Here is a 22,952-nt window from a genome sequence, read left to right on the forward strand (position 1 = left end):
GAGAGCGTCGTCCTGATGAGCGGGCAGGACACGCAATGGAGCAGCGGCGGCCAGTGGCGCCTGCACACGGGCCAGGCCATCGGCATGTTGGGCGGTGCAGTCAAGGCCGGGGAGGGGGATGCCGGGATGCAGCTGATCGCCGCCCAGGGCATCATCGACGCGCAGGCGCAAGGCGATACCTTGCGGCTCCAGGCGCGCGACGAGGTCAGCGTCATCAGCGCCAACGCGCATGTCGACTGGGCGGCAGCCAAAAGCATCCGCCTGTCGACGGCGGACGGGGCCAACATCACCATCGAGGGCGGGAACATCACCATCCAGTGTCCTGGCAAGATCACCGTGTTTGCCGGCAAGAAAAGCTTCATCGGGCCCACCCGCGCACCATATGTGATGCCGCCATTGCCATCGAGCACGTGCAAAAGCTGCATTTTGAGCGCCATGCAACAGGGCGCGGCGGGAGTGCTGCGGTGACGCCCGGCAGCGTTTCGGCATTGCACCACTGGGTCCGGGCCAGTCTTGAGCGGCAACGCCTGCCTTATCTGCTGCTCGACAGCGCGCAAGCCGAAAACAGCCACCTGGCGCTGCAGCGCTGGAAAGTGCCATATGCGTCGCTGTTCGAGGAAACCCACGAAGCGAGCCTGCCCGAGATCGCGCCCCTGCTGATACGGTTGTCCGGCCTTGCGCCGGCCATGCTGGAAAAAGTCTGCGACTGGGCCGAAAAGCTCGGTTATGGCGCGCCTTGCCTGAGCTGGATGGAAAGTCCATGGCCCTTGCCCGAACTGGCGCGGCATTTGCGCCAGTTTCACGCCGTCGGCCTGAGCGACGAGCAGCAGATGATGCTGCGCTGGTATGACACGCGCATTCTGCCCGTTTGGCTGGCCTGCCTGGAGCCGCTGCAGCGTGAGCAGTTCGTGGCTGGACTGTTGAGCTTGCAGTATATCAACCGTTTTGGCGACGTTGCCGTCCTGCTGGAGGTCGACACTGCCGGTGCTGCACCGGACGCTGCGCTCATGGACTCGCCGCTCATCCACCTGGACGATGCGCAATACGGCATGCTGGTCGATGCCGGCGACGCCGATACGCTGATCAGCCATTTGCGGCGGGTGATCACGGACGAAACCAGCGATACCCCGCCCCGGCTGCTGTACGAATTCGTCGCCCGCTACCAGCAGCGCGCGCTGGCCGCCGGCATCGACGACCTGGACCGCCAGACGCAATACCTGTTGCTGGCCCTGTATACGTCCGGCGCCGGCATTGAACATCCCGATTTCGTCGCCCTCATGCAAGACCCACCCACCTCTATCGAAAGTTTTTATGAAGCCATGCAAGCCTTGTCCGACGATGTATGGGAAGCCGGCCCACCTTTATGGGGCGTACAAGTTGAAGCTTGACCGGCTGCCGGCGCTGTGCCTGAGTTTGGCCTTGGCATTTGCCAGCGGTAACGCCGCGGCGCAGACAACGGTAAAAGCCGCGCCGCAGGCGTCAAGCGCGGTGACGCATGGCAAGCTGAAACCGGCCGACACTGCCAATCTGGTCAGCCATTTGCGGCGCGTGATCACCGATGAAACGAATGACACGCCGCCGCGCGTGCTGAACGCCTTTGTCGCGAAATACCAGCAGCGGGCGCTCGATGCCGGGATCGATGACCTCGACCGGCAAACGCAGTACGTCTTGCTGGCGCTATATACCTCCGGCAAGGCCATGGAACAGCCCTTGTTTATTGCATTCATGAAAAACCCACCCGCATCGCTCGATGCTTTTTACGACGCGCTGCAAGCCTTGCCGAAAACCGTTTGGGAAGCGGGGCCACCGTTGTGGGAGTCGTATGGGCCAAAGGGATAATATTTTTTGAAATTGATTTCATGTAATTTGAATCACAAGATTTATTTGGCCGGCGAATTTCAGGAGATCACATGATAAAAAAATTATTGCCGAAAAATTTACTCAATGTATTTTTATGTATTTTTATGGCATTTTCAAATGCGGCATGTGGCAAGGAAAAGATGATGTTGCCAGTCAATGTAAGTGGATACAATCATACCGAACACGGGATCGGGGGTTATTTAGTGACCTTGTCGACAGGGTCGGAAGTGGAAGTGGGTTATCTCGATGCGGGTGCTGGTGGCGGTGGATATACTTGTTGCCTTTCAATTCCGGCCGTATGGAAACCAGGGATGACGGCAACAATCCGCATGAGCACCATAAAAAATGGAAAAGAAATTAGTGTGGAAAAAACGGTTCCCGTGCCTAAGTATGTCTCGAGCGACGCTGGAAGATTTATAGTACATTTTCTGCATAATGGAAATTACAAGGTATTTGTGACTAAATATGCATTGGGACATAGAAAGTATCCACTCTCGGGCAAGGAGGCAGAGCTTGAGCCAGGCGTGCCATTGGAGATTATATGGGAGTAATTCCAACTTCAAAATTGTTCATGGAGCTTATATAAATGTCTATTATTTATACTGGACGTAAAGCACCCTTGGATGGGCGTCGCAGGCTCACGGCAAAAGAATCGTCACAACGTGCCAAAGCCATGGCATGTGTTAGATCACCTCATAAAACTGAATGCCAAGGGCAAGTTTATATCGGGCTGTTTTATGATGGCAGCGGAAATAATGCTGCGTGGAGGCAGGTTGATCCGGTTGTCAATCCGAAAAATCTTACACAACGGCAACGTAACAAGCACAGCAACGTTGCCAAGTTGTGGGATGCGCATCTTGAGCAAGAGAGAAATGGATATTTTAGTGTCTACATGCCAGGTGTAGGAACTCCGTTTGCTGCTATTGGTGACACTATTTCAACCCTTACCGATAATGCTGGCGGTGGATTTGGCTTTATGGGCGCCGATAGAATAAATTGGGGTATTACTTCGCTGTTCAATGCAGTGCATTCATACTTGACCGGATCCAACTTAATTGAATCCGACGCACAGCGGGTGCTGGTTAACTTGATGAGTTCTCAGATGCTGCTGGGTAAAGAGGGCGTGCGGCGCTGGACGATGTTGACTGCTCTGGAAGAGCGTCTTGCAAAGGTCGTGAAAACCCATCAGCGCAAGGTAAAGCAAATTAATGTTTCCATTTTCGGTTTTTCCCGTGGCGCGGCCGAAGCGCGTGCCAGTGCACATTGGCTGCATCAGATATTTGAACGGGAAAATGGCGCATTTGAGCTTGCCGGCGTACCCATTCGGATAGGTTTCCTGGGAATTTTTGATACCGTTGCGGCAGTAGGTGTGGGTGATGTGACGCCAGTCACCTTTGGCCATATGGCGTGGGGAGATGGAACGCAGAGCATCCATCCAGTTGTCGAAGAATGTGCCCACTTTATTGCTTTGCATGAACAGCGCGCGAGTTTCCCGTTGGAATCGGCAACTGGACGGGGTAATGTAGGATATCCCGGCATGCATTCCGATGTGGGCGGCGGTTATTACCCGGGAGAGCAGGGCAGATCCATGCCGGCCTGGGGGCCCTCACCTCACTTGTCGCAGATACCGTTGATCGACATGCATTTCGCCGCCCTCAAAGCGGGAGTGCCGTTATTGACGATCAATGAAATGAACGAGAAACAGCGGGTTGCCGTTCGAAAGTCTTTTTCCACCGACCCAAGACTGATCGCCTCCTATAACAACTGGCTGACCCATAACGGCATCAAGGGCGCGGACGTGAAGACCTTTACCGAGGCGCATACAAAACAATATCTGCGCTGGCGCGGCATGTTGCACGCGCAGGGAAAAACGCAATTGAAGAGCAAGCGTTTTTTCAAGGAGTCGGATAAGCCGGGCCAGAAAGACTTGCTGGAGGCCGACACCGATCTGGGGATATATTTGCGCTCCTGGCGCGAACGAAAGAAGGCCAACGCAACCGTGGCGGGGTGGCTCAATGAACGTGCCAAGACGGTCTTGAATCGCGTCAGCCCGGCTGGCATGCTGTTTGTCGAAGACGGCAAAGACCCGTTAAGCGACTGGGAAGAGCGGTTTTTGAAAATCATGACGGAAGGCGCGCAGCCGCCGGCCGGCTGCGTCACGCTGTTTGAAGATTATGTGCACGATTCGCGCGCCGGCTTTCGCATCCTGGGCAAGCACGAACCGGTATGGCTGACCGGCGGCTATGGCCGCTTCCGCAACGTTTTCGTGCAAAGCGATGATTATTCGAACATGTCGAATATTGCCAATGAATCTTTGAAGGCCGTCAAGGCAGCAGGCGACGCGGCCGTGACCTACTTCCAGAAGTTGTATGGCTATACGGTCAGCACTTACCGGGCAGCGCGCAGAAAGGTTGCCGCGACCGCGAAGGCGGTGGCCGAGGCCGAAAAACGGCTGGAGCGGCAGGCGGTGGCAACGTACAGGGAAACGAGCCGGATGATCGTCGATGGCGCCACCCGCGCCGGTCACGAAGTGCATGATGCTGGGGTGGAGGCGGAAAAGAAATTGGACCGCGCAGTCAAGACCGCGAAAAACGCCATGCAGCAAGCCAGCCAGGAAGCGCGGCTTTATTATCAGGCCGAAAAAAAGGTCATCTTGAAATATGCGAAGGCAGAGGCCGAGTGGAAGGCGCAGCTGGAAAAGCGCTGGCGCGAGGAAGAACGGGAAAAAGCGAAATAAGACCGCGCCAGGTACAACACCCTCGGCGACGGCAGATGCGCCGCCAAGGGGGAGAGGGCATCCGCTTAGCCATTGCCGGGCGGTTGCACGCCCAGCAGTTCTTCGATATGCGCGAGCGAATGGGGATCCTTGACTACCGTGCGCAGCCAGCTGTGCAAATCCTGGTCGGCCGCATTGGCGGCCTTGTCGGCAAAATAGGAGACGGGGCTGTGCGGCTCGCTGCGGCGGAAGAATTGCGCCACGGCGCGCAGTTGCTCGATCGCCTGCGCGCGGGTGGCGATGGCGCCGGGCGGGCCGGCCGGGATCGCTGGCAGGGCCGGCGCCATGGTGCTTTCTGCAACGGCCGTGCCGCCCGCCGCTGCGGCGGGCACTGCTGGCGCCGCGCCGGCACTGGCGGGCATCACGCGCAGCATCGCTTCGACGGCTTCGCGCGCCGTGGAGAAGGCCGGGCTGTCGTTGCCCAGCCGGGCGTCGATGACTCTTTCAAGCTTGCGCAGCGCTTCCAGGCAATCTTGCGCGTCGACGGCGAAGCTGGCGCAGAAGGCGGCCGAGTTGTTGCGCCGCGCCGCTTCCATGTCGGACAACTTGACGCCCTCATGATGTCTGGCGGAATCACCCGGGGCGGCCTGGCGCCGCGCCGTCTCGAAATCGATGGTGGAAAAGGCGCCGCCAGGGCCGCCCGTGACGGGCACCTCGCGCAGCAGCGCAGGAATGCGCGAGAGTATCCAGCTGAGGTTGCCGATGCGCTGCTCCTGGTCGCCATCCTCGGCTTCCGGGAACAGGCCCCGGTCCCAGAATTTTTCGCACAGCCCGGCCAATACCAGCAAGCCCTCGGCCATGCCGCGCAGGTGGTGGCGCTTGGTGCCCGCTTCCGTCAGCCAGACGGCCAGGCGCAGATCCTTGCTGCTGCCGGCAAGCAGGCCGGCGCAGCTGCGCACGACGAAGTCCCAGTCGGCTTCCTTCAGGTCGGCGACCCATTCGCCCTGGTCGAGCGTGGGATCGTCGAACTTGCGCGCCAGGGTAATGGCGTCGAGTTCGGGCGAAAACGCCAGGTCCACGCCTGCCGGTTGTTCATTGCTAATTGGAAGTAATAATTGTTCGGCTGAAAACATGTGGTCCCCTGATGGATGATTATTGCGCCATGCGAAATTCAATGCGCCGGTTGCGGGCGCGCCCGTCCACCGTGTCATTGCTGGCGATCGGCCGGTCGGAGCCCTGGCCCGAGGCCGTCAGCAGGTCGCCGTGGATGCCTTTCGATGCCAGGTAGAATTTGACGGCCTCGGCCCGCGCCTGGCTCAGGCTCTGGTTACTGGCGCGCAAGCCCTGGTTATCGGTATGGCCGATGATTTCGACCTTGCGGCCGGCCAGCTTTTGCATGGCCGCCGCCATTTCATCGAGGATGGCGCGGCCCGATGGCGTCAAGGTGGCTTTGCCGCTTTCAAACTCGATGGTGCGGTTGGCCAGGGTGGTGTCGAGCACGCCTTGCTCGCTGGCCGACACGCGCAGGCCATTGTTGACGCTGTAGGTGGGATTGAGGCTGGTGGCGATATCGCTGGCGATTTTTTGCCGCTGCGCCTCGTTGGCCACTTCCCCGCGCACGCTGACGACGCTGCCGTCGATTTTCAGCTGGCCGCGGCTGATCTGCTTGAGGTTGGGGGACAGCAGCTTTTGTACATAGGCGTTCCAGTTGGCAGGCAGCACCACCTGGCCGACGGCGATCTGGTCGACCACCTTGTCGGCGCCGTACAGTTCGCGCAGGCGCGCCAGGACGGCAGCCTTGCTCGCTTCGTCAGGCACGGTGCCAGCGGCCAGCACCTGGCCTGGCTGCGGCGTGGTGGCCGTGGGTACCGAGATGGGCGCTTGCGCTGAAGCGGACATGGCGGTCAGCGCCATGCCGAGGAAGAGAACGATCCGGGATACGCGCATGGTCAGGTTCCGATAAAGGCGGCGCGCAGGGAATCGTGCGCCGATTTGAGCGAGAGGTTGGCTTGCGCCAGATAGGTAGACACTTTCTTGATCGCGTAGTCGTTGCCGACGTGTTCCTCGACCCAGTCCAGGTCGTCGAACGCGATATGGTGTTCCAGTGCCGCCTGCGGGTTCATCAGTACATGCAGGGTCTGCGCCGACGCGCCGGAAAATCCCAGCACCAGCGTCTGCCGGCCGCGCAGCCGCGTGATGAACAGCGCCAGCTCGAAGTCGGCACGCGCCAGGAACGGCGTGATCAGGTGCATCCAGAACGCCGCCACCATGTTGCGGTACAGCGGGTCGGCCGGCAGCGGCAATTCGAGACTTTTCTCCAGCCGGCTGGAACTGCTGGCCATCACCGGCTGCAGCAGCAGGCCCAGTGCCAGCAGCACCTGCCGCACCGTGCCCGTGAACCCGGTGGGCGCCAGCAGCGCGTCGAGTTCGCCCACGGTCTGCATGTCGAGGAAATCGTTGAAGGTAGCTTCATAGGCGGCGGCACGCAGGTCGAGGTCGATGCTGGCATGGCTGGCCGCGTGCAGCGCGTTGCCCGCATCGGGGCCGCGCATGTCGTTGCTGAGCGCCTCGCAACGGTTCCACAGGCGCGACAGCACCAGCGGACTGTTGGCGACAAACGCGGCCGGCTGGTCCACTTCCATGGTGCTCATCATCAGGAAGGGAAAACGGCGCGACGACGCATCGCTGCTGGCGGCGATATGGCCGGCTATGGCGCGTCCCCGGCGCGGGCCGATGAAGGCGAAATGCATGGGCGGCAACGCATCGTAGGTCAGCTTCCAGCGCGCGTCGGCGCTGAGCAGGTCCATCGCCTGCGCCAGCCAGTCGTCGAGGATCTTCAGCAGGGCCGGGTTGTCGCTGGCCTTGACGAAGTCGCCGCGGCTGGGCAGCTTGCCGAAATAGCCGATCGGGGTGGCGGTGGTGCGGCTCATGGCGCGACGGCGGCGCTGGCCGCATTGCCGGTGGCGGTGGGGGCGGCGCCAGGCGCATTCACGGCCGGTACGCTCTGGGCCACGACTTCCGGCAGCTTCAGGCCGCGGAAGCCTGCGGCGCCCGAGGCGGTGGCCGGTGCCGCGGGCGGCGCCGGCGTGGCGACGATTTTCAGGTTGGCCGCCACGCTCACGCCGCTGTTTTCCCAGCTCAATTCGAATACGCCGCCATCCTTGCGCTTGCGCTTGGCCGAATCGATCATTTTCTTCAAGCCGAAATGGCCGGGTTCGTTGAGCAACACGACCGTGCGGCCCTCCGGCGTGATGGCGCTGATGCGCGCGCCTGGCGTGCCTTGCGGATTCGGCCAGACCATATGGATCCACGGCTGCGGCTGGCCGCGCCAGCGCAGCGCCTGGCCATCGATCTCGATCGTGTACTCGGTGGCGCCGGTGGCAGCCAGCGCCTGCAGGTCGAAACGGGTTTGCGCTTCGCCGGCGCCGGCCGCCGTGGCCACGCCGTTGGCGCTGAGCGGAGCGATCCAGCCGGGGAAGCTGGCCACCACCGACGGCGCCAGGCCGATGCCCATGTTGGCCCAGGTCTTGGCGCTGAGTGAATCGCCGCGGCGCACCACCAGCGGGCCGATGGTGGTATTGAAGAACTTGGCGATGCTGCCTTCCGGTCCGAATACCTGGCCGATGTCGGCATTGCTGGCCTCGCTACCCGAGGCGGGCGCGAACGGATACTTGGGCGCCAGGGTTTTCTGGAACGGTTCGAGCACCTGCGCCAGCCAGACCTTGTTGATTTCCGTTTCGGTCGGCTTGATGATGACGGCGAACGTCTGCATCAGCGGACGCACCAGCAGCGGCCGGATCGCCTGCTTTTGCGCATCGGTCATGCCGGTCAGCATCTGTTCATCCACGTATTTGAGCGCATCGGCCAGTTCCGAGCCGGTGCCGTCCAGCGTCTGCTGCATGAACTGCTTGGCGCCGGGACCCGTATCGCCTTGGTTCTTGATCTGGTTGAAGCGGGCGCGCAGCTTCGATAGCGCTTCCATGTAGCCGCGCATCAGCGAAGCGTCCTTGTCCTTGGTAACCACCAGGCGGGCCACGCCGGAGAATTCGCGGCCCACCGGCCCCATCGGCAAGGCGCCGGCGGCGGGCGCGCCGCTGCCGATGTTGACGTTGATGCCGGAGGGTTTCTGGCGCAGGATGGTTTCCTTGAACCAGCCCATCACGCCGCGCTGGGCGCGCTGCAAGCCCTGGCCCAGCAGTGACGGGTTGTCCCACGAGGTTTCCTTGTACACGGTTTCGATCAGCTTGTTGATCGGCGAGGTTTGCGGATCGCCGAGCCGGTTCATGGCCGCCGCCGCATTGTCGAAGCCGTTCAACTCGCGGATGCTGACGCCCTGGATGAATTTCTGCCATTCCTTGGCGTAGTCCGTCTTGTACAGTTCGACCAGCGCTTTCTGGATCTGCTCCGGGCTGCCTTCCAGCGTCAGGTCGTCCTTCGACGCCGTTTTCAGCACCCAGTCGGCGCTTTGCAGTTCGCGGTTGGCCGCCTCCTGGAACGCTTGCTGGATGAATTGTTCCCATGCGTCGCGCGTGAAGGTGCCGGGAATGGCGTAGCTGCCCAGCACCAGTTCCTTGTCCTGCTCGCCGACGATGCGCGCCACCGTCATCGAGGCGAAGCGCGTGGCGGCGCGTGCCTTGACGTCGGCGTACACGCGTTCGCGCGCCGGCATGCCCCGCACCACGCGGCGCAGGCTGTCGCGAGACTGGTCGACCAGCGCCAGCTTGCTGTCGATCTGCGGCCAGGACGGGTCGTTGATCTGGGTGAGGTAAAACGAAATCATGCGTTCGGCGCTGCGTATCATCTGTTCGCGCGGCATGCTGCCGCGGTTGCTGTCGAGCCAGACTCTCCAGAAGCGGGTCAGCTGGTCATTCAAGTGGCTCGCTTCGGCGCGCGACTTGTCGCTCAGCATCAGATAGGTTTTCAGGGCGTTATAGGCGTCTTCCACATTGGCCGGCGAGGCATCCTTGAACTGCTGCGCGCCGAGGTTGACGGCGGCGGCCGTGGCTGGCGGCGCGGCGGCCGGGGCGCTGGCCAGGGCCGCCGTCGGCGTGGCGGCTACCGGTGCCGCCAGGGTGCCGGCCGGCGCGGGCAGGGTGGCGGCCGCGCTGGCCGACACCGCGCCCGACTGCGGCGTGCTGGCCATCGGCTGCAAGCGGCTGGCGCCGGCATTGACCTCGGCCAGGAAGGCTTCCAGCGATTGCGACACCGGCGCCAGCATCACTTCACGCACGCCCGAAAAATACTCTTCGCGCAGTTTGCGTTCCAGCAGGTCCCCCTGGTACAGGCCCAGGCCCAGCGAGACAGGCCGGCTGTTGCGGTAGGAATCGAGCTGCTCGATCCGGTCCTGCATGATTTCCAGCGCTTCGAAACGCGATTGCAGGTCGAGCCGCTTGTCCTGCACCTTGATCGCCTGGTCCAGGTCCGCCTGCACGTTGGCCACGAGCTGGCGGTTGGCCATGTAAGACCAGCTCCAGCCGGCCAGCGCCAGGCCCACCAGCGCGGTGGCGGCAAAGAAAGTGGCGTAGCGCACGCGGGTCTTGGCCGGACTGGCGTACTGGGCGACCAGTTCCTTGTCGGCGAAGATCACCTTGCGGAACAGATTGAGCAGGAAATAGCCGTGCTGATCCTGCACCGCGTTCTGCTGCTGCGGCTGCAATTTCAAATCGAAGCGCTGCGCCACGCGTTCCGACGAGGCCGATACCGACATGCCTTCCTGCAGCGCGCTGGTGAAATAGAAGCCGCGCATGACGGGTTTGAACTGGAACGGGTTTTCCTCGAACAGGGTGGCGATGAAGGCGCGCAGCGACCCCTTGATCGTGCTGAACTCGAGCGGGAAGGTAAACACGCCCGGCGGCATGCGTTCCTGCTGCTGCAGCGCCATGCTGGCCAGGCTCAGCTCTTTCAAGCCGTCATACAGTTCGTCGAAACGCTGGTCGAACTGCTCCAGCACGTCCTGCCTGGAACTGGTCTGGCTGTAGGGCAGGGTGGCGCCCCATACCCGGTCGCGTTCGCCCCGTTCCGTGTCCTGGAAAAATTCGTTGAAACCGGTAATCAGGTCGGCCTTGGTGAACACCACGTAGACGGGCGCGTGCACTTCCAGTTTTTCCGTCAGCTCCTGCACCCGCTGGCGCAGGTTCTTGGCCAGGTTGATGGCGAATTCGGGCCGGCTGCCGGTCAGTTCGGCAATGCTGACGGCGATGATGATGCCGTTGATCGGCGCGCGCTTGCGGTGTTTTTTCAGCAGCGCCAGGAAGCCGAACCATTCGGCACGGTCTTCGTCGTTGACGGAATAACGGCCAGCCGTGTCGAGCAGGATGCCGTCGGTGGTGAAGAACCAGTCGCAATTGCGGGTGCCGCCGATGCCTTGCACGATCTTGCTGTCGGCAAAAGGAAACTGCAGGCCGGAATTGGCGATCGCCGTGCTCTTGCCGGCCGCCGGATTGCCGATGACCATATACCAGGGCAGCTCGTACAGGGCGGCGTCGCCCGACAGCTGGCCCAGTTTGGACGTCTTGATGGTGCCGATCGCTTCGAGCATGCGTTTGCGGATGGCTTCGGTTTCCTCGCGCTGCGTGGGCCCCGCCTTGGGTAGCGCGCCGGCCGTCTGCTGTTCCAGCATGCCGCCGAAGCTGGCGGCGTCGCGCTGGCGGCGCCTGCGCTGCAGCCACCATACCGCGCTGGCGACCAGCAGGACCAGCGCCAGCGGCGGCACGATCCATACCAGCGGCCATTCAAAGATGACGGCGCAACTGACCAGCAGCGCGGCCAGCGCCACGAAGCCGATGGCGAACAGGCTGAAACGGGTAGTAATGGAATGCCAGAATCGTTGCATCATAGTATGAGGGGCGAGAGGTTGATAGGCATGGTGGAGGAAGGGGTCATGTCGCGGCGAGGGATTCAGGGGCAAGGGCTTCCGGGCCCACCACCACTGCGGCCCGGTGGAAGGCGTCGAGGTTGCTCAGGCATAGCACCTGGCTGGCATTCTCGGCCGCCTCGTGCCGCGCCAGCACCAGCGCCGCCAGGGTGGCTACATGGCCACTCTGGCCGCAGGCCGCCGCCACGCTCAGCACGTCGTTGCTGAGATCGATATCGGGCAGCAGCGTGCCGGCATTGTTCATCAGTTCGATCATGCGGCTGGAGCGCTGGTCGGCATCGGCGTAGAGCCGCGTGATCGCGTCCGGGGCGACAGACGCCGCCGACATCGCCTTGCCGCCCAGCTCGGCCAGCAAGGTGGCATCGCCATGGCCGCGGCCATCCGCCGACTGGCCGCGCACGGCCATGCTGGCATGGTGCAGCAGTACCGGCGTGTCCGCCTGCAGCGCCGCCGCCTGGGCCGCATCGGCCAGCAGCAGGCCTGCCGCGCCTTCGCCGGGAATCTGCCCGCTGGGCTGGCCGGCATTGAACAGCAGGCCGCGCGAGGTCCAGTCATGCACGGTCAGCTCGCCGATATGCGAACCGCAGGCCAGCACGATGGCCAGGCACGGCAGCTCCTGCAAGGCCGCCTGCGCGGCCAGCTGTTCGATCAGCGCCAGCGGCCCGCTGTCGCTGGCCAGGTGCACGCTGAGCTTGTCGGCAGGCCAGCCTTGCTGTTGCGCCTGCCCATGCAGCCAGGCGGCGCCCGTGTCGCGCTGCGGCTTGTTCCAATCGGGCGGCAACAGCAGATGCAGTTGCAGGGTCGGCAACGGCAGCGCGGCGCGCGATCCCGGTTGTGCCGCCTGGTAGTCGTCGAGCTGTGCGTGCATCGCCGCTTCCTGCATCAGTTCGGTCAATACCTCGGCGCCCAGCGCCAGTGCGCGCAAGTGTTCGGCATCGAAATGCGGTGCTGCGCCCGGCGCCGTATCGGCCGGACGGGTCTGCAGCCAGTCGTCCAGCAGGGCTTTCTGGCCATGTTCATCGAGGTCCGCCACACGGGCGCTCATCACCGGGTAGCCTTGCGCGTCGGTCAGTTCCGGATCGAGTTCGGGACGCTGCTGCTTGTCCAGCAGCGCGGCCGCCAGTTCCGGCGCCGAGGCGCCGCCCGGCATGCGCAGTGCGGCGGCGGCCAGGTGCAGCGGCGCGCGCGGCGCAGGGTCATTGCCGGGCGCGCCGGCGTCGCCGTCGGCGGCGTCAAACAGCGCCGGCACCGCAGCCGGCGCGGCCAGCCTCGTTACCAGTTTCTTGCCCAGCCACCAGCTGATGAGCAGCGCCAGCGGCAATGCCAGCATGCTGCCGGCCAGGTCGCCCGTCGATGGCATGCGCGTGCTGGTGCGCCAGTACCAGATCGCGCCGCCCCAGCATAAGGCGAACACGGCCAGTATCAGCAGGCTGCGCCGCAGCCACGGGCGCATCAGTGCGCTCCCTTGCAGTGGCGACCGGAGGTCATAGCTGATCCGTGGTGGCTTGCTGGCTGGCGATCAGCACCGCGCCACAACTGGTCTTGTCGCCCTGGCGGGCCACCGGCTTGCCATCGACGATCCAGCTGGCGTCGCCGCTGACGATGGGACAGATGCCATGGCCTGGCCGCGGGCACGACACCTTGTCGCCTACGCGCGCGATGCCGATGCCGCCGCTGTCCGTCACCGCCGAGGCCTCCAGCACGCTGCCGCCATGCGATGTCTTGTCGCCCAATCTGATTACGGGACCAGCCATGTGTGCTCCTTCCAGTCATCGTTGTTTTTTCATTACACCAGGCACGCGCAGTTCGGTGTGGCCGAAGTCCATCATTTTCCAGCGGCCGCCCCATGTCATGCCGACCGATTCAGCCACTTCGCCATACAGCTGATAGCCGCGCATGGCCCATGGATCTTTCTCTGATATCACCAGCTTGCCGTCGCGCAAAAAGGCGCAATCGGCGGCCAGACCATACTGATGCCAGCTCTGGAACGCGGCCGCATTGGTGACATTGCTGCCCATGCCGGCCAGCATGTTTTGCCGTTCCGGACTGCGGTAACCTTCCAGGATGGCCATGTCGTAGCCATGTTTGTCCTTCATGATCTTGAACACCAGCAGCAGCCTTTGCGCGTATTCGGCATTGAGCAGCGTCCAGTTGCGGCTGGCCGATACCAGCATCGGCCGCACTTGCTGCACTTCCTCGGTGGCGAACACCAGCGGCGGCAGATCCACTGGCGGCACCAGCTGTTCCCCTTGCAGCAGGGCCGACACTTGCGTATTCATTTCGCGCGTCGAGACCTCGTAGCCGCCCAGCACGTTCTTGCTGCCTGCCAGCAAGGCGATCACCGGTGGCAGGCACATCACCGCCGCACCGCCCAGAAACAGCAGGTAATGGCGGCGCACGAACGCCGCGCTGCCGAGCAAGGTGCTGGCGCCGCCACGGCGCAGCGTGTCCAGTCCGGCGTTCCTGCGCCGGGCCAGCCGCTCGAGCCGCGCCCCGATGCCCCGTTCGGCCGTCGCCAGCGCCCGCATCACCAGTTCGCGGCCGGATGGAAACAGCACGAGCCAGCTGATCAGGCATGCGAGTAAAAAATAGAGTGCCACCGCCAATAGAAACACGCCCACCCCGTTCCAAAAAAGGCGCCAGGCATGGGCAGTTGAATGCCGCTGTGCCAGCGTTTGCGCTAATATTGCCGCTGAGTATATCTTACTAACTTGCTAATTACGGGGGCTTAGTTTCAATTGTGCGCCGGGTGCACACTGTTGATTTCCTAACATGCGTCACGCTTTTTTTTATTGTCGTAAGGTATTGCAAATATTGACAGGAGTTAAGATTTTGCCAAGCAATGACGACAGCCCGCGGCCATCGACACGGCCCAGCTTATTGACGCCCGCGCAACAGGCCGAGGCGGACCGTAGCCGTATCCTCAACCATCTCGAAGGCGGCAAGCGGCCTGCGCCCGTGCCGCTTGGCGGCAGGCGCGCCAGCCGGTGGCCGGTCTGGGGGGGCATGCTGGCCGGCGCCTTGCTGTTGCTGGCCACCGGCGCCTGGCTGGGACAACGCGAGACGGCGGCGGTGGAGGACCCGGTGTTGCGCAGCACGGCGCCGGCAGCGGAAACACCGGCCGCGGCCACCGCTCCCGTCACCGCCGCGGCCAGCATACGCGAAGAGGAACAGCCGGCGCCGCCGCGGCAGAGCTTGAGCGAAATGCTGGGCGCCGACCTGCCAGCTCCCGTTCCGGCGCCGGTGCCCGGTCCCAGGGATGTGCTGAGCAAGGCACTGGAAAGTCCGCAGAAGAACGCGCCCAAGCCGGCGCGCGCGCCGCAGAAAAAACCGCCAGCCAAACCGCTCAATCCCGCTGATAAGGCCAAGCCCGCCGCCACGCCGGAACAGGAAAGCGACGTAGCCCTCCTGGCCGCGCTGGTGTCGCATGCCCAGGCTGGCACGCCGCCCAAAAAAGCGCCGTCCAGCCTGCAAGCCCAGTTACAGCAATGCAGCAAGTTGAAACCGGCCGCCGCCGATAGCTGCCGGCAGCGAACTTGCGCCGGCCGTACCGGCAAGCCGCTATGCAAGGCCGCCAGGGCTGCGTCGAAAGGCGCGCAATGAGCGCAGCGCAGCTGGACCAGGTGGGCGCCGCACTGGGAGCGTTCTCCAGCATCACGCGCTTGTACGAAATCAAGATTGAAGGCGACAGCGCGCAGGATGCGGACCCGCTGCTGGTGGAAGCGTTCGCCTGCGACGAGCAATTGCAGACGCCCGGCGCGCGCGATGTCATCGTGCTGTCGACCAGCGCGCAGCTGGCGCTGGCACCCATGCTGGGCAAGCTGGCCACGCTGCAAGTGAGCTTGTTTGATGGCAGCCGCGCCAGCTTCAGCGGTCATGTCAGCGAGGCGGCCATGCTGGGCAGCATGGGCGGCCTGGCGCGCTACCGGCTGCGCCTGACGCCCTGGTTGTGGCGGCTGGGCCAGGTGCGTAACAGCCGCGTCTGGCAAGACAAGAGCGTGATCGAGATCGTCGAGTCCGTGTTCCAGTCCTACGCGCCGGCGGCGCGGTGGCGCTGGAGCGATGACACGCGTCCGTTCATGGATGGCGTCGCTGCGCGCAGCTATTGCTGCCAGTACCGCGAGTCGGACCTCGATTTCGTCAGCCGCCTGCTGACCGAAGAAGGGCTGGCGTGGCGCTTCGAGGAACAGGAAGGCGGCCATTGCCTGGTGCTGTTTGCCGACAGCAGCAGCGACAGCGCGGTGCCGGAAGACGCGTCCAGCGCTGCCGGCGGCGGCATCCGCTTTCATGGCGCGCGCGCCGGCGAGCAGGGCGACACGCTGCAGGCGTTCAGCACGGCGCGTTCGCTGAACACGGCGCTGGCGACCGTGCTCAGTTATGACTACAAGGCCAAGCAGGCGGTCGCGGCCAGCGTGCCGACCCGGACGGCGGTGGGCGGCCAGCATGCGCCGCTGCTGGAAAGCTACGATACGCCGGGCCAGTATTACTATGCCGACTCGGCCCAGGCCAGCCGCTACGCGCTGTTGCGGATGCAATCGATCGAAGCGCGCAGCGAACGCTGCGTTGCCCGTTCGACGGTGCGCACCTTGCGCGCCGGCACGCGCTTCAGCCTGACGCAGGGACCGCTGCAGGCGGCTGGCGGCGACGCGCCGGCCCCCGCTTATACGGTGCTGCGCGTTTGCAGCGTGGGCGTCAACAACCTGCCGGCGCCGGCCAGGCAAGGTCTGGCCGAACTGTTCGGCCCGATCCCGGAACTGCTGCAGGAAAGCCTGGGCACGCTGAACCTGGGCCCGCGCCACATCGAACATTTCGAGCAGGTGATCGCCCAGGCGGTGGCCAGCGGCTACGCCAATCATCTGGAAGCGATTCCCGCCGCCACGCCGTGGCGCCCGGTGCTGGGTGAAAATGGATTGCGCCAGCATCCGAAACCGACCGCCTTCGGCAGCCAGAGCGCCATCGTCGTGGGAGCCGATGGCAATGACGCGGCCAGCGGCGCCGATGAAATATATTGCGACAGCCTGGGCCGGGTGCGCATCCGCTTTCACTGGCAGCAGGAGACGGCGGCAACGTGCTGGGTGCGGGTCGCGCAGCGCGCGGCCGGCGGCGGCATGGGCAGCCAGTTCCTGCCGCGCATCGGCCAGGAAGTGCTGGTGCAGTTCCTGGAAAACGATATCGACCGGCCCATCATCGTCGGCGCGCTGTACAACGGCCAGGGCGAGGGCGGCGGCGCGCCCACGCCGGGCGGCGCCACCGCTGCCCAGGCCGACACGGACAAACTGTTCGCGCCGGCCCACGACCATGGCGCAACAGCCCAGGGCAACCTGGCGGGCGGCAATAGCCCGCTATGGCATGGCGCCGGCGGGGCCAGCGCGGCGCACCGCAATGCCAGCGCGCAATGGGGCATCCGCAGCAAGGAGTTCGGCAAGGCGGGCAGCATGGCCGGCTACAACCAGCTGCTGTTCGACGACACCGACAGCCAGGGCCGGGTGCAGCTGAAAAGCAGCCATGCGGCCAGCGAACTGAGCCTGGGCCATCTGATCCACGCGGCCGACAATTACCGCGGCAGCCTGCGCGGCGCCGGCGCCGAGCTGCGCACGGATGCGTATGGCGCGGTGCGGGCGGGCGCAGGCCTGCTGGTATCCAGTTATGTACTCAACCATGGCGCCGGCGCGCGCGACCCGGCCGGCGACAATGCGCCCGGCATGGCGCTGCTCAAGCAGGCCGCCAAGCTGGGCGAGACCTTCAGCGCGGCGGCCGTCACGCACCAGGGCGTGGCCTATGCGGCGCACCTGGGGGCGACGGCGCCCGGCAGCAGTACGCTCGATGCGAAGGCCGCGCCGTTGCCGGCTTTCCTGACTACTGCCTCGGGCATGCTGAGCCGCGACAGCGTGGCGGCCGCCAGGAGCGATGCGGCCGGCAAGCCCGTCGCGCCGGCCGACGACAAGCTGCCGCACAGCAGCGACGCCATCATCGCGGTGGCGGCCAAGGGAGGCCTGGGCGCGGTGGCCGGACAGGATATGCAATTGTCGAATGGCGAAACGGTAACACTGATGAGCGGGCTCGATACGCAGTTCGCCGGCGGCGGCAAGTGGCGATTGCACACGGGCCAGGCGATCGGTCTGCTGGGCGGCGTGGTCAAGCCGGGCGAGGGCGAGCTGGGCATGCAGCTGGTGGCGGTCAGCCAGCCCATCGAGGTGCAAGCCCAGTCCGACGAGATCAAGATCCAGGCGCGCGAAGAGGTCAATGTCGTCAGCGCCAACGCGCATATCGACTGGGCGGCGGCAAAAAGCATCCGCCTCTCCACGGCGGGTGGCGCCAACATCACCATCGAGGGCGGCAATATCACGATCCAGTGCCCCGGGAAAATCACGGTGTTTGCAGGCAAGAAAAGTTTTCTGGGGCCGACAGGACTCGGTTATCCATTGCCCCGTCTGCCGCGTTCCGAACTGGCGTTGCGGCCGTTGAAATTCTTGCTGCGCCTGGCCGACACGCCGGGGCTGAAAGGCCATGCGCTGGCGCACACGCCGTGGAAGATCACCCATGGCGCGCAGCCCGATGGCATGGATTTCATCGACGACGACAAGCTAGTGGCGCAGGGCAAGACCGATGCATCGGGGAATATCAAGCTCAGCGATGCGGAGGAAGAAAAGCTTGCCGCCGTCTATGCGAGCAATCCGGACCATACATGGATCGTGTATCCGGGCCACAGCGTGCGGCTGAACGTGGAAACCGAATCGCCTGACTGGACCGACAAGGAAAAGCTGTTCCATGCGATGCAGGCGGCGGATTTCAGCGCTGGACGCTATGCCACCATCTTCGAGGCGGCCGCCGCACCGCAGGCGCGCTATGCGAAAGAAGCGCTGGCCTCGCTTACCCTGAAAAACATCCTGCCGAAGGTGAAAGTCTGATGCTGACATTTTCCTTCCATGCAAGCCAACCGGCGACACACTGCGACATGCGTCATGACAAATAAAAATATCTCCCAGCTGACGGGCAAGGACGGTACGCCGAGCGCGCCGGCCACGTCGGCGCCCGGCTGTTTCGTGCACGATGGCGAAGAACTGCCGAATTTCCCCGAGCAAAAGTGGGGCAGCATCTTTTCGGAACAGCAAAAGGGCAACCAGGTCGAATTCTATGTCACCGGCGAAGAGTATTTCACGGCAGTGGCGAAAGCCATCGAAGGCGCCAAGAAATCGATTTTCATCACCGGTTGGCAAGTCAATTTCGATGTCGAACTGACGGCGGGCAAGACCTTGTTCGAGTGCCTGGAAACGGCGATAAGCAATCCCCACCGTCCGAAAGTGTATGTGATGCCGTGGCTTTCGCCCAAGGTCGGGGTCGATACGGGCGACTTCGAAACCGTGCTGGCGATCTTCCAGCTCAATGCAGGCGTCGGCGGCCCCGCCAAGGCGTTCGCCTTGCCGGCGATCGCCCAGAGCGACATGGAAGGCATGCTGGGCATCGGCTTTTCCCATCACCAGAAACTCGTGGTGATCGACAATGAGCGCGCGTTTGTCGGCGGCATCGACCTTGCCTATGGCCGCCGCGACAACGGGAAGTTCGCCCTCAGCCACGGCACGCGCAAGGGCAACGAGGTGTACAACACCTGCATCCCGGCCATCGAGCCGATGAACCATGAAGCGCAAACGGCCTACCTGACGCGCGCCGAACTGCTGGCCGGCTGCATCGGCGGAAAAGTCGGTGGCGCGGCCACGTTTGCCACCTCGGCAACGATCAGGCCGATCGCCGTCGTGCTTGACGTGGTGCAGGACGCCAAGGATGGCATCGCGCGGATATCGAAGAATATGTCCGCCAAATGGGATGCGATCGACCTGATGCCCGACTTTATCGGCAAGCTGCAAGACATACCGATCGATGTTGCGCAGGATATATCGCGCTGGGCTTACGGCCAGCTCGACAAGGGCTTGCGCGACAAGGTCGATGCCGTGCGCACCACGGGCAGCGCGCATGTGATCGATGGCGGCACGGCGCTGATGTCCTGGCTGAACGCCGGCTCGCTGAACAAGCTGCCGCCCGAATTGCGCAGCGGCACGGTCAAGCTGATCGAGACTTTCGTGATCGGCGTCCTCACTTATCTGTCGACCTTGGCCGACGCGCGTCCCACGCGCTATGAAAACCTGAAAAAATTGCGCAAGATCATGCCGACCGGGGCCAAGACCTTCGCCGCCACGCAGCCGCGCATGCCATGGCACGATGTGCATGCGGCCATCGTCGGGCCGTCGGTCAGCGACTTGAGCCGCAATTTCATCGAGCGCTGGAACGGCATTGCCCAGCGATATGAAAAATCGTACCAGGCCAGCATGCCGCCTTCGCTGATCAAGATGTTCCAGGCGCTGGGCATGTCCGGCACGCCCAGGCTGGTCTTGCAGCGCATCGCTGCCGCGCCACCGCCCAAAACGCCTGCGAAGCCGCCGGGCGATGCCTGGGTGCAAGTGTTGCGCAGCGCGCCGATGAGGTTGCTCAATGACGAGCTGGCCGCACATGCGCGCGGCAGCAAACCCGCGGCCAGGCCGGAATGGCCGCAGAACAACTGTCTGAAGGCGATGCTGACGGCAATTAATGGAGCGCAGAAGTTCATCTATATCGAAGGCCAGTTTTTCCAGTCGGAATATGGCAGCGATGCAAGCAAGACCAGGCCGCTGTCCGGTCCGATGGCGGCGCTGCTCGACATCAGCAAGTCGCCGGCCTATGAAAAGTATGCGCGGCAGCTCGGCGTGTATGGCGTGCCGCCGGCGGACATGATCGACAAGCTGATCTGGTCGCAGATCGACGATGTCAAGGCCGACATTACCGGTGGCGGCAGTGATTTCATGGCCGATCTGTTCAATGTGATGAGCAACTACGCCGATATCACCTCGACCCGCATGATGGGCAAGGAAGAGCCAGGCATCCTCAATCCGATTGGCCTGGCATTGTCGCAGCGCATCGAGCGGGCCATCAACGATGGCTTGCCCTTCCATGTCTACATGGTGCTGCCGGTGCATCCGGAAGGCACGCTCGACACCCTCAATATTATGACGCAGCTGCATTTGACGATGCAGTCGCTGGTGTTCGGCAAGGATAGCCTGGTCAACCGGATCCGGCGCGCCATCCTGGTGCGGGATCTGCGCAAGAGCAAAAAACTGGGGGCGGAAGAGGCCAGGAAAACCGTTGCCGGCTACGCGCCGGACCGCCTGGCCGAACTGGCCGGCGACAAGTGGACCAGCTACCTGACCTTGCTCAACTTGCGTTCCTGGGAAACCCTGGGCACGCGTCACGTGACGGAGCAGATTTATGTGCACTCCAAGCTGCTGATCGCCGACGACAGGGTGGCGATCCTGGGCAGCGCCAATATCAACGACCGCAGCCAGCTGGGCGGGCGCGATTCTGAACTGGCGGTCGTCGTCAGGGATGACAATCAGACCGATGTCGAGCTCGATGGTGTCGATAGCGACAAGGTCAGCGTCAACGTGCATGACTTGCGGGTGCGCCTGTGGAAAAAACTGTTCGGCCTGACCGATGGCGCCACCCCGGCCAAGGGCTTGATCAAGCACCTGTTGCGTCCGGCGGCTCCGGACACCTGGGAGGCGATTCAAAAATTGGCGCTGGCCAATGCGGAAGCGTATGCCAAGGCCTTCGCTTTCCTGGCCCGCCCAAGCGGCAAGCCCAGTTCGATCTGGCCCACCTGGAATGCCAGGACGCGCAGCCTGGAACACCACATGCCGTTCCACGAGCGCTTCTGGCGCGATGCCGATATCTTGCGCGACAAATCGCACTCCTGGGAGGCGCAAACGCGCGCGCCCGAATCGGCGCCGGTGGGTGTCGAGGGTTTTATCGTGGCCTTGCCAGTCACCTGGACGGCCGGCGAAAACAATATTTCAGGCATGAATCTGACCCTGCTGGCCCATCAGGAGAAGAAACCGCCGCGCGATGCAGACCATCCATTGCCGCAAGAGACCTACGCCCAGGTTGAATCAGGCAAGCGCCCGCCAGCCGGCCAGGGCGAAAGCTCGGCTTGAAGAATAGTGCTTTTTTTGATTGGTAGCCATGATGATATTTTGTCTTCCGCGTTTTGCCGCATGCCATCTCGCCACTCTCCTGCTGTTTGCCGGCGCGTATGGCGAAGGCATGGCCGCCAACCAGGCCGATCCGGCGGCGCCATCGCGCAGGCCCACGGCGCAGGAACTGATGCAAGCGACCGCGCCCGGGTACGCGACGCCGGCCGGCATGGCGCGCGAGTGCCTGGGGCGGCTGGTGTTCGACGTGCATGCACCGGTACAGTGGCCGACCCGCTACAAGGACGCTTCCGACACGGGCATCTTTTACCGGTCTTTCAGCGAAGACGTATTTCACCAGGGTGATGAGATACAGGTTGGAAATGTCCGCATCGGTGTGCTGGGGCCGCTAGGCAAGGAAGATATGGCCGCCTTGCGGGAAGCCATGCCGCAACCCAGGATCGACCGCCTGCAGGCGCTGCTCAAGGACGATGAGGCGGAACTGGCCGAATTGAAAGGCCAGCCCGCCAACGCGAAGACCCGCCAGGCGAGCTATCTGGCGCAGAAGTCGCTCACCGGCAGGCAGGCGCAGATCAAGGAACTGCAAAGCAACTACCAGACATTTGATTCCGGCCTGCCCGACAGTGACGGTTACCGCAGCAGCGAAGGTTCGGGAACGGCCAACCCCACCCGCTATTCCATCTATCGCACCCACCTGAAGCGCGGCGAATATGTGTATGTGTTTGAATCCATGCAAGAAATACGCGACAACAATAGCGAGGCGGCGCATGGCCAGCAGTTCATCCGCTTCCTGAAAAGCTTCCGCCCGCGCGCCGCCAATGAAGTGCCGAAAGAGCTGGGCCTGTGCATTCCGCATGGCTTTATCGCTGACGATGGCAAGACGGTCAGCGCTATCAAGCAGTCCTTGCGCTGGCCCGACGCGCCCGGCGTGTTATATACGATCAGCACCGGCAACGTCGATCCGCGCGCCTTGAAGGTGCCGCTGGTCCAGGCGGCCGCCACCGGCGGCATCGGCCAGTTCGGCAGCCGCGGCGAGCAGGAGGCCAAGCCTTTCATTGTCGAACGCATCGCGCCCCGTAGCGTCCGCATCGGCGCGCTGACGGCGCAGCAGGGCGGCGTGGCGCTGAAAGTGGAGCGGCCAGGCAGCGCGCCGTTTGAAACCTATACGGTATTCACCGGTTATGCGGGATGGCTGGGCACGGCGGTGCTGCCCTACATCCTGATCGAACTAGGCAGCCGCAGCATGGAGCAGGCACCGGAACTGAAGCAGAATCCGCCGCCGTTCAAGAGCAGCTACGCGCGCCTGGAAACCTTGTTGAAGAGTACGCATTTGCGGCCCACCGAACCGGCCATGCCGGAGTTGCGCGGTCTGAGCGGCACGCAATGATTGCTGAGCCGAGATTTCAATCGAAACACTCTTGCTATAAAAAAATTTCTAGGGTGTAATGGCTTCGATAAAAATGCTTATTTACTAATTTTGTGCGGG

The 22,952-nt window shown here is 63.2% G+C and carries 16 protein-coding genes; 9 read left to right on the plus strand and 7 right to left on the minus strand.

Annotated features, from left to right (window positions below):
- The 5 genes from BLT98_RS27490 to BLT98_RS27510 form a co-directional block, all read left to right on the plus strand.
- On the plus strand, positions 1-468 hold a 468-nt coding region (locus BLT98_RS27490; protein WP_139179391.1), incomplete at its 5' end, for a DUF2345 domain-containing protein.
- Positions 465-1,388 carry a DUF4123 domain-containing protein gene (locus tag BLT98_RS27495; RefSeq protein ID WP_092613405.1) on the plus strand — a complete coding sequence of 308 codons (924 nt, stop codon included), beginning with the start codon at positions 465-467 and terminating at the stop codon, positions 1,386-1,388. The genes BLT98_RS27490 and BLT98_RS27495, both read left to right, overlap by 4 nt.
- A 31-nt stretch (positions 1,389-1,419) precedes the next feature.
- On the plus strand, positions 1,420-1,839 hold the full coding sequence (locus tag BLT98_RS27500; RefSeq protein ID WP_139179392.1) for a hypothetical protein: 420 nt from the start codon (positions 1,420-1,422) through the stop codon (positions 1,837-1,839).
- A gap of 71 nt (positions 1,840-1,910) precedes the next feature.
- Positions 1,911-2,411 carry a DUF3304 domain-containing protein gene (locus BLT98_RS27505; protein WP_092613409.1) on the plus strand — a complete coding sequence of 167 codons (501 nt, stop codon included), beginning with the start codon at positions 1,911-1,913 and terminating at the stop codon, positions 2,409-2,411.
- Positions 2,412-2,446: 35 nt separating this feature from the next.
- A complete protein-coding gene (locus BLT98_RS27510; RefSeq protein WP_092613411.1) occupies positions 2,447-4,597 on the plus strand; it encodes a phospholipase effector Tle1 domain-containing protein in 2,151 nt (716 codons plus the stop codon).
- 65 nt (positions 4,598-4,662) lie between these two features.
- On the opposite strand, the gene tssA is transcribed toward BLT98_RS27510, so the two are convergent.
- From tssA to BLT98_RS27545, 7 genes are read right to left on the minus strand one after another with little or no spacing between them, the layout of a single operon-like run.
- Positions 4,663-5,709 (minus strand): type VI secretion system protein TssA, encoded by a 1,047-nt coding sequence (gene tssA, locus BLT98_RS27515; protein WP_092613413.1) that lies wholly within the window; start codon positions 5,707-5,709, stop codon positions 4,663-4,665.
- Between the two features lie 19 nt (positions 5,710-5,728).
- Positions 5,729-6,523 carry an OmpA family protein gene (locus BLT98_RS27520; protein ID WP_092613415.1) on the minus strand — a complete coding sequence of 265 codons (795 nt, stop codon included), beginning with the start codon at positions 6,521-6,523 and terminating at the stop codon, positions 5,729-5,731.
- Between the two features lie 2 nt (positions 6,524-6,525).
- Positions 6,526-7,506, minus strand: a complete 981-nt coding sequence (gene tagF, locus BLT98_RS27525) for a type VI secretion system-associated protein TagF (RefSeq protein ID WP_070256530.1) — start codon at positions 7,504-7,506, stop codon at positions 6,526-6,528.
- Positions 7,503-11,408 (minus strand): type VI secretion system membrane subunit TssM, encoded by a 3,906-nt coding sequence (gene tssM / locus BLT98_RS27530; protein WP_092613652.1) that lies wholly within the window; start codon positions 11,406-11,408, stop codon positions 7,503-7,505. The genes tagF and tssM overlap by 4 nt, the downstream gene beginning before the upstream one ends.
- Before the next feature lie 46 nt (positions 11,409-11,454).
- The gene (locus tag BLT98_RS27535; RefSeq protein WP_092613417.1) at positions 11,455-12,903 is read right to left on the minus strand and encodes a hypothetical protein; all 1,449 of its coding nucleotides are present in this window, start codon (positions 12,901-12,903) and stop codon (positions 11,455-11,457) included.
- A gap of 31 nt (positions 12,904-12,934) precedes the next feature.
- Complete coding sequence (locus BLT98_RS27540) at positions 12,935-13,204, minus strand: PAAR domain-containing protein (RefSeq protein ID WP_034788054.1); 270 nt, start codon at positions 13,202-13,204, stop codon at positions 12,935-12,937.
- A gap of 15 nt (positions 13,205-13,219) precedes the next feature.
- On the minus strand, positions 13,220-14,065 hold the full coding sequence (locus tag BLT98_RS27545; RefSeq protein WP_244517755.1) for a M15 family metallopeptidase: 846 nt from the start codon (positions 14,063-14,065) through the stop codon (positions 13,220-13,222).
- A 217-nt stretch (positions 14,066-14,282) separates the two neighbouring features.
- On the opposite strand from BLT98_RS27545, the gene BLT98_RS27550 reads away from it, so the two are divergent.
- Genes BLT98_RS27550 through BLT98_RS27565 form a run of 4 tightly spaced genes read left to right on the plus strand, consistent with a single transcriptional unit; the run spans position 14,283 to position 22,853 of the window.
- Positions 14,283-15,053 carry a hypothetical protein gene (locus tag BLT98_RS27550; protein ID WP_139179393.1) on the plus strand — a complete coding sequence of 257 codons (771 nt, stop codon included), beginning with the start codon at positions 14,283-14,285 and terminating at the stop codon, positions 15,051-15,053.
- Positions 15,050-18,358 carry a type VI secretion system Vgr family protein gene (locus BLT98_RS27555; RefSeq protein ID WP_092613421.1) on the plus strand — a complete coding sequence of 1,103 codons (3,309 nt, stop codon included), beginning with the start codon at positions 15,050-15,052 and terminating at the stop codon, positions 18,356-18,358. The genes BLT98_RS27550 and BLT98_RS27555 overlap by 4 nt, the downstream gene beginning before the upstream one ends.
- 54 nt (positions 18,359-18,412) lie before the next feature.
- Positions 18,413-21,469 carry a phospholipase gene (locus BLT98_RS27560; RefSeq protein WP_170846513.1) on the plus strand — a complete coding sequence of 1,019 codons (3,057 nt, stop codon included), beginning with the start codon at positions 18,413-18,415 and terminating at the stop codon, positions 21,467-21,469.
- A gap of 28 nt (positions 21,470-21,497) precedes the next feature.
- The gene (locus tag BLT98_RS27565) at positions 21,498-22,853 is read left to right on the plus strand and encodes a T6SS immunity protein Tli4 family protein (protein WP_092613425.1); all 1,356 of its coding nucleotides are present in this window, start codon (positions 21,498-21,500) and stop codon (positions 22,851-22,853) included.
- Positions 22,854-22,952 lie beyond the last annotated feature (99 nt).

The organism is Janthinobacterium sp. YR213 (genome assembly GCF_900099875.1).
Classification (GTDB): domain Bacteria; phylum Pseudomonadota; class Gammaproteobacteria; order Burkholderiales; family Burkholderiaceae_D; genus Janthinobacterium; species Janthinobacterium lividum.

What these genes read in the sequence shown, in the direction of transcription:
- BLT98_RS27505 (WP_092613409.1), top strand. Translation starts at nt 1,911, where the DNA reads ATGATAAAAAAATTATTGCCGAAAAATTTACTCAATGTATTTTTATGT.
- BLT98_RS27510 (WP_092613411.1), top strand. Translation starts at nt 2,447, where the DNA reads ATGTCTATTATTTATACTGGACGTAAAGCACCCTTGGATGGGCGTCGC.
- tssA (WP_092613413.1), bottom strand. Translation starts at nt 5,709, where the DNA reads ATGTTTTCAGCCGAACAATTATTACTTCCAATTAGCAATGAACAACCG.
- BLT98_RS27520 (WP_092613415.1), bottom strand. Translation starts at nt 6,523, where the DNA reads ATGCGCGTATCCCGGATCGTTCTCTTCCTCGGCATGGCGCTGACCGCC.
- tagF (WP_070256530.1), bottom strand. Translation starts at nt 7,506, where the DNA reads ATGAGCCGCACCACCGCCACCCCGATCGGCTATTTCGGCAAGCTGCCC.
- tssM (WP_092613652.1), bottom strand. Translation starts at nt 11,408, where the DNA reads ATGCAACGATTCTGGCATTCCATTACTACCCGTTTCAGCCTGTTCGCC.
- BLT98_RS27535 (WP_092613417.1), bottom strand. Translation starts at nt 12,903, where the DNA reads ATGCGCCCGTGGCTGCGGCGCAGCCTGCTGATACTGGCCGTGTTCGCC.
- BLT98_RS27540 (WP_034788054.1), bottom strand. Translation starts at nt 13,204, where the DNA reads ATGGCTGGTCCCGTAATCAGATTGGGCGACAAGACATCGCATGGCGGC.
- BLT98_RS27555 (WP_092613421.1), top strand. Translation starts at nt 15,050, where the DNA reads ATGAGCGCAGCGCAGCTGGACCAGGTGGGCGCCGCACTGGGAGCGTTC.
- BLT98_RS27560 (WP_170846513.1), top strand. Translation starts at nt 18,413, where the DNA reads ATGACAAATAAAAATATCTCCCAGCTGACGGGCAAGGACGGTACGCCG.
- BLT98_RS27565 (WP_092613425.1), top strand. Translation starts at nt 21,498, where the DNA reads ATGATGATATTTTGTCTTCCGCGTTTTGCCGCATGCCATCTCGCCACT.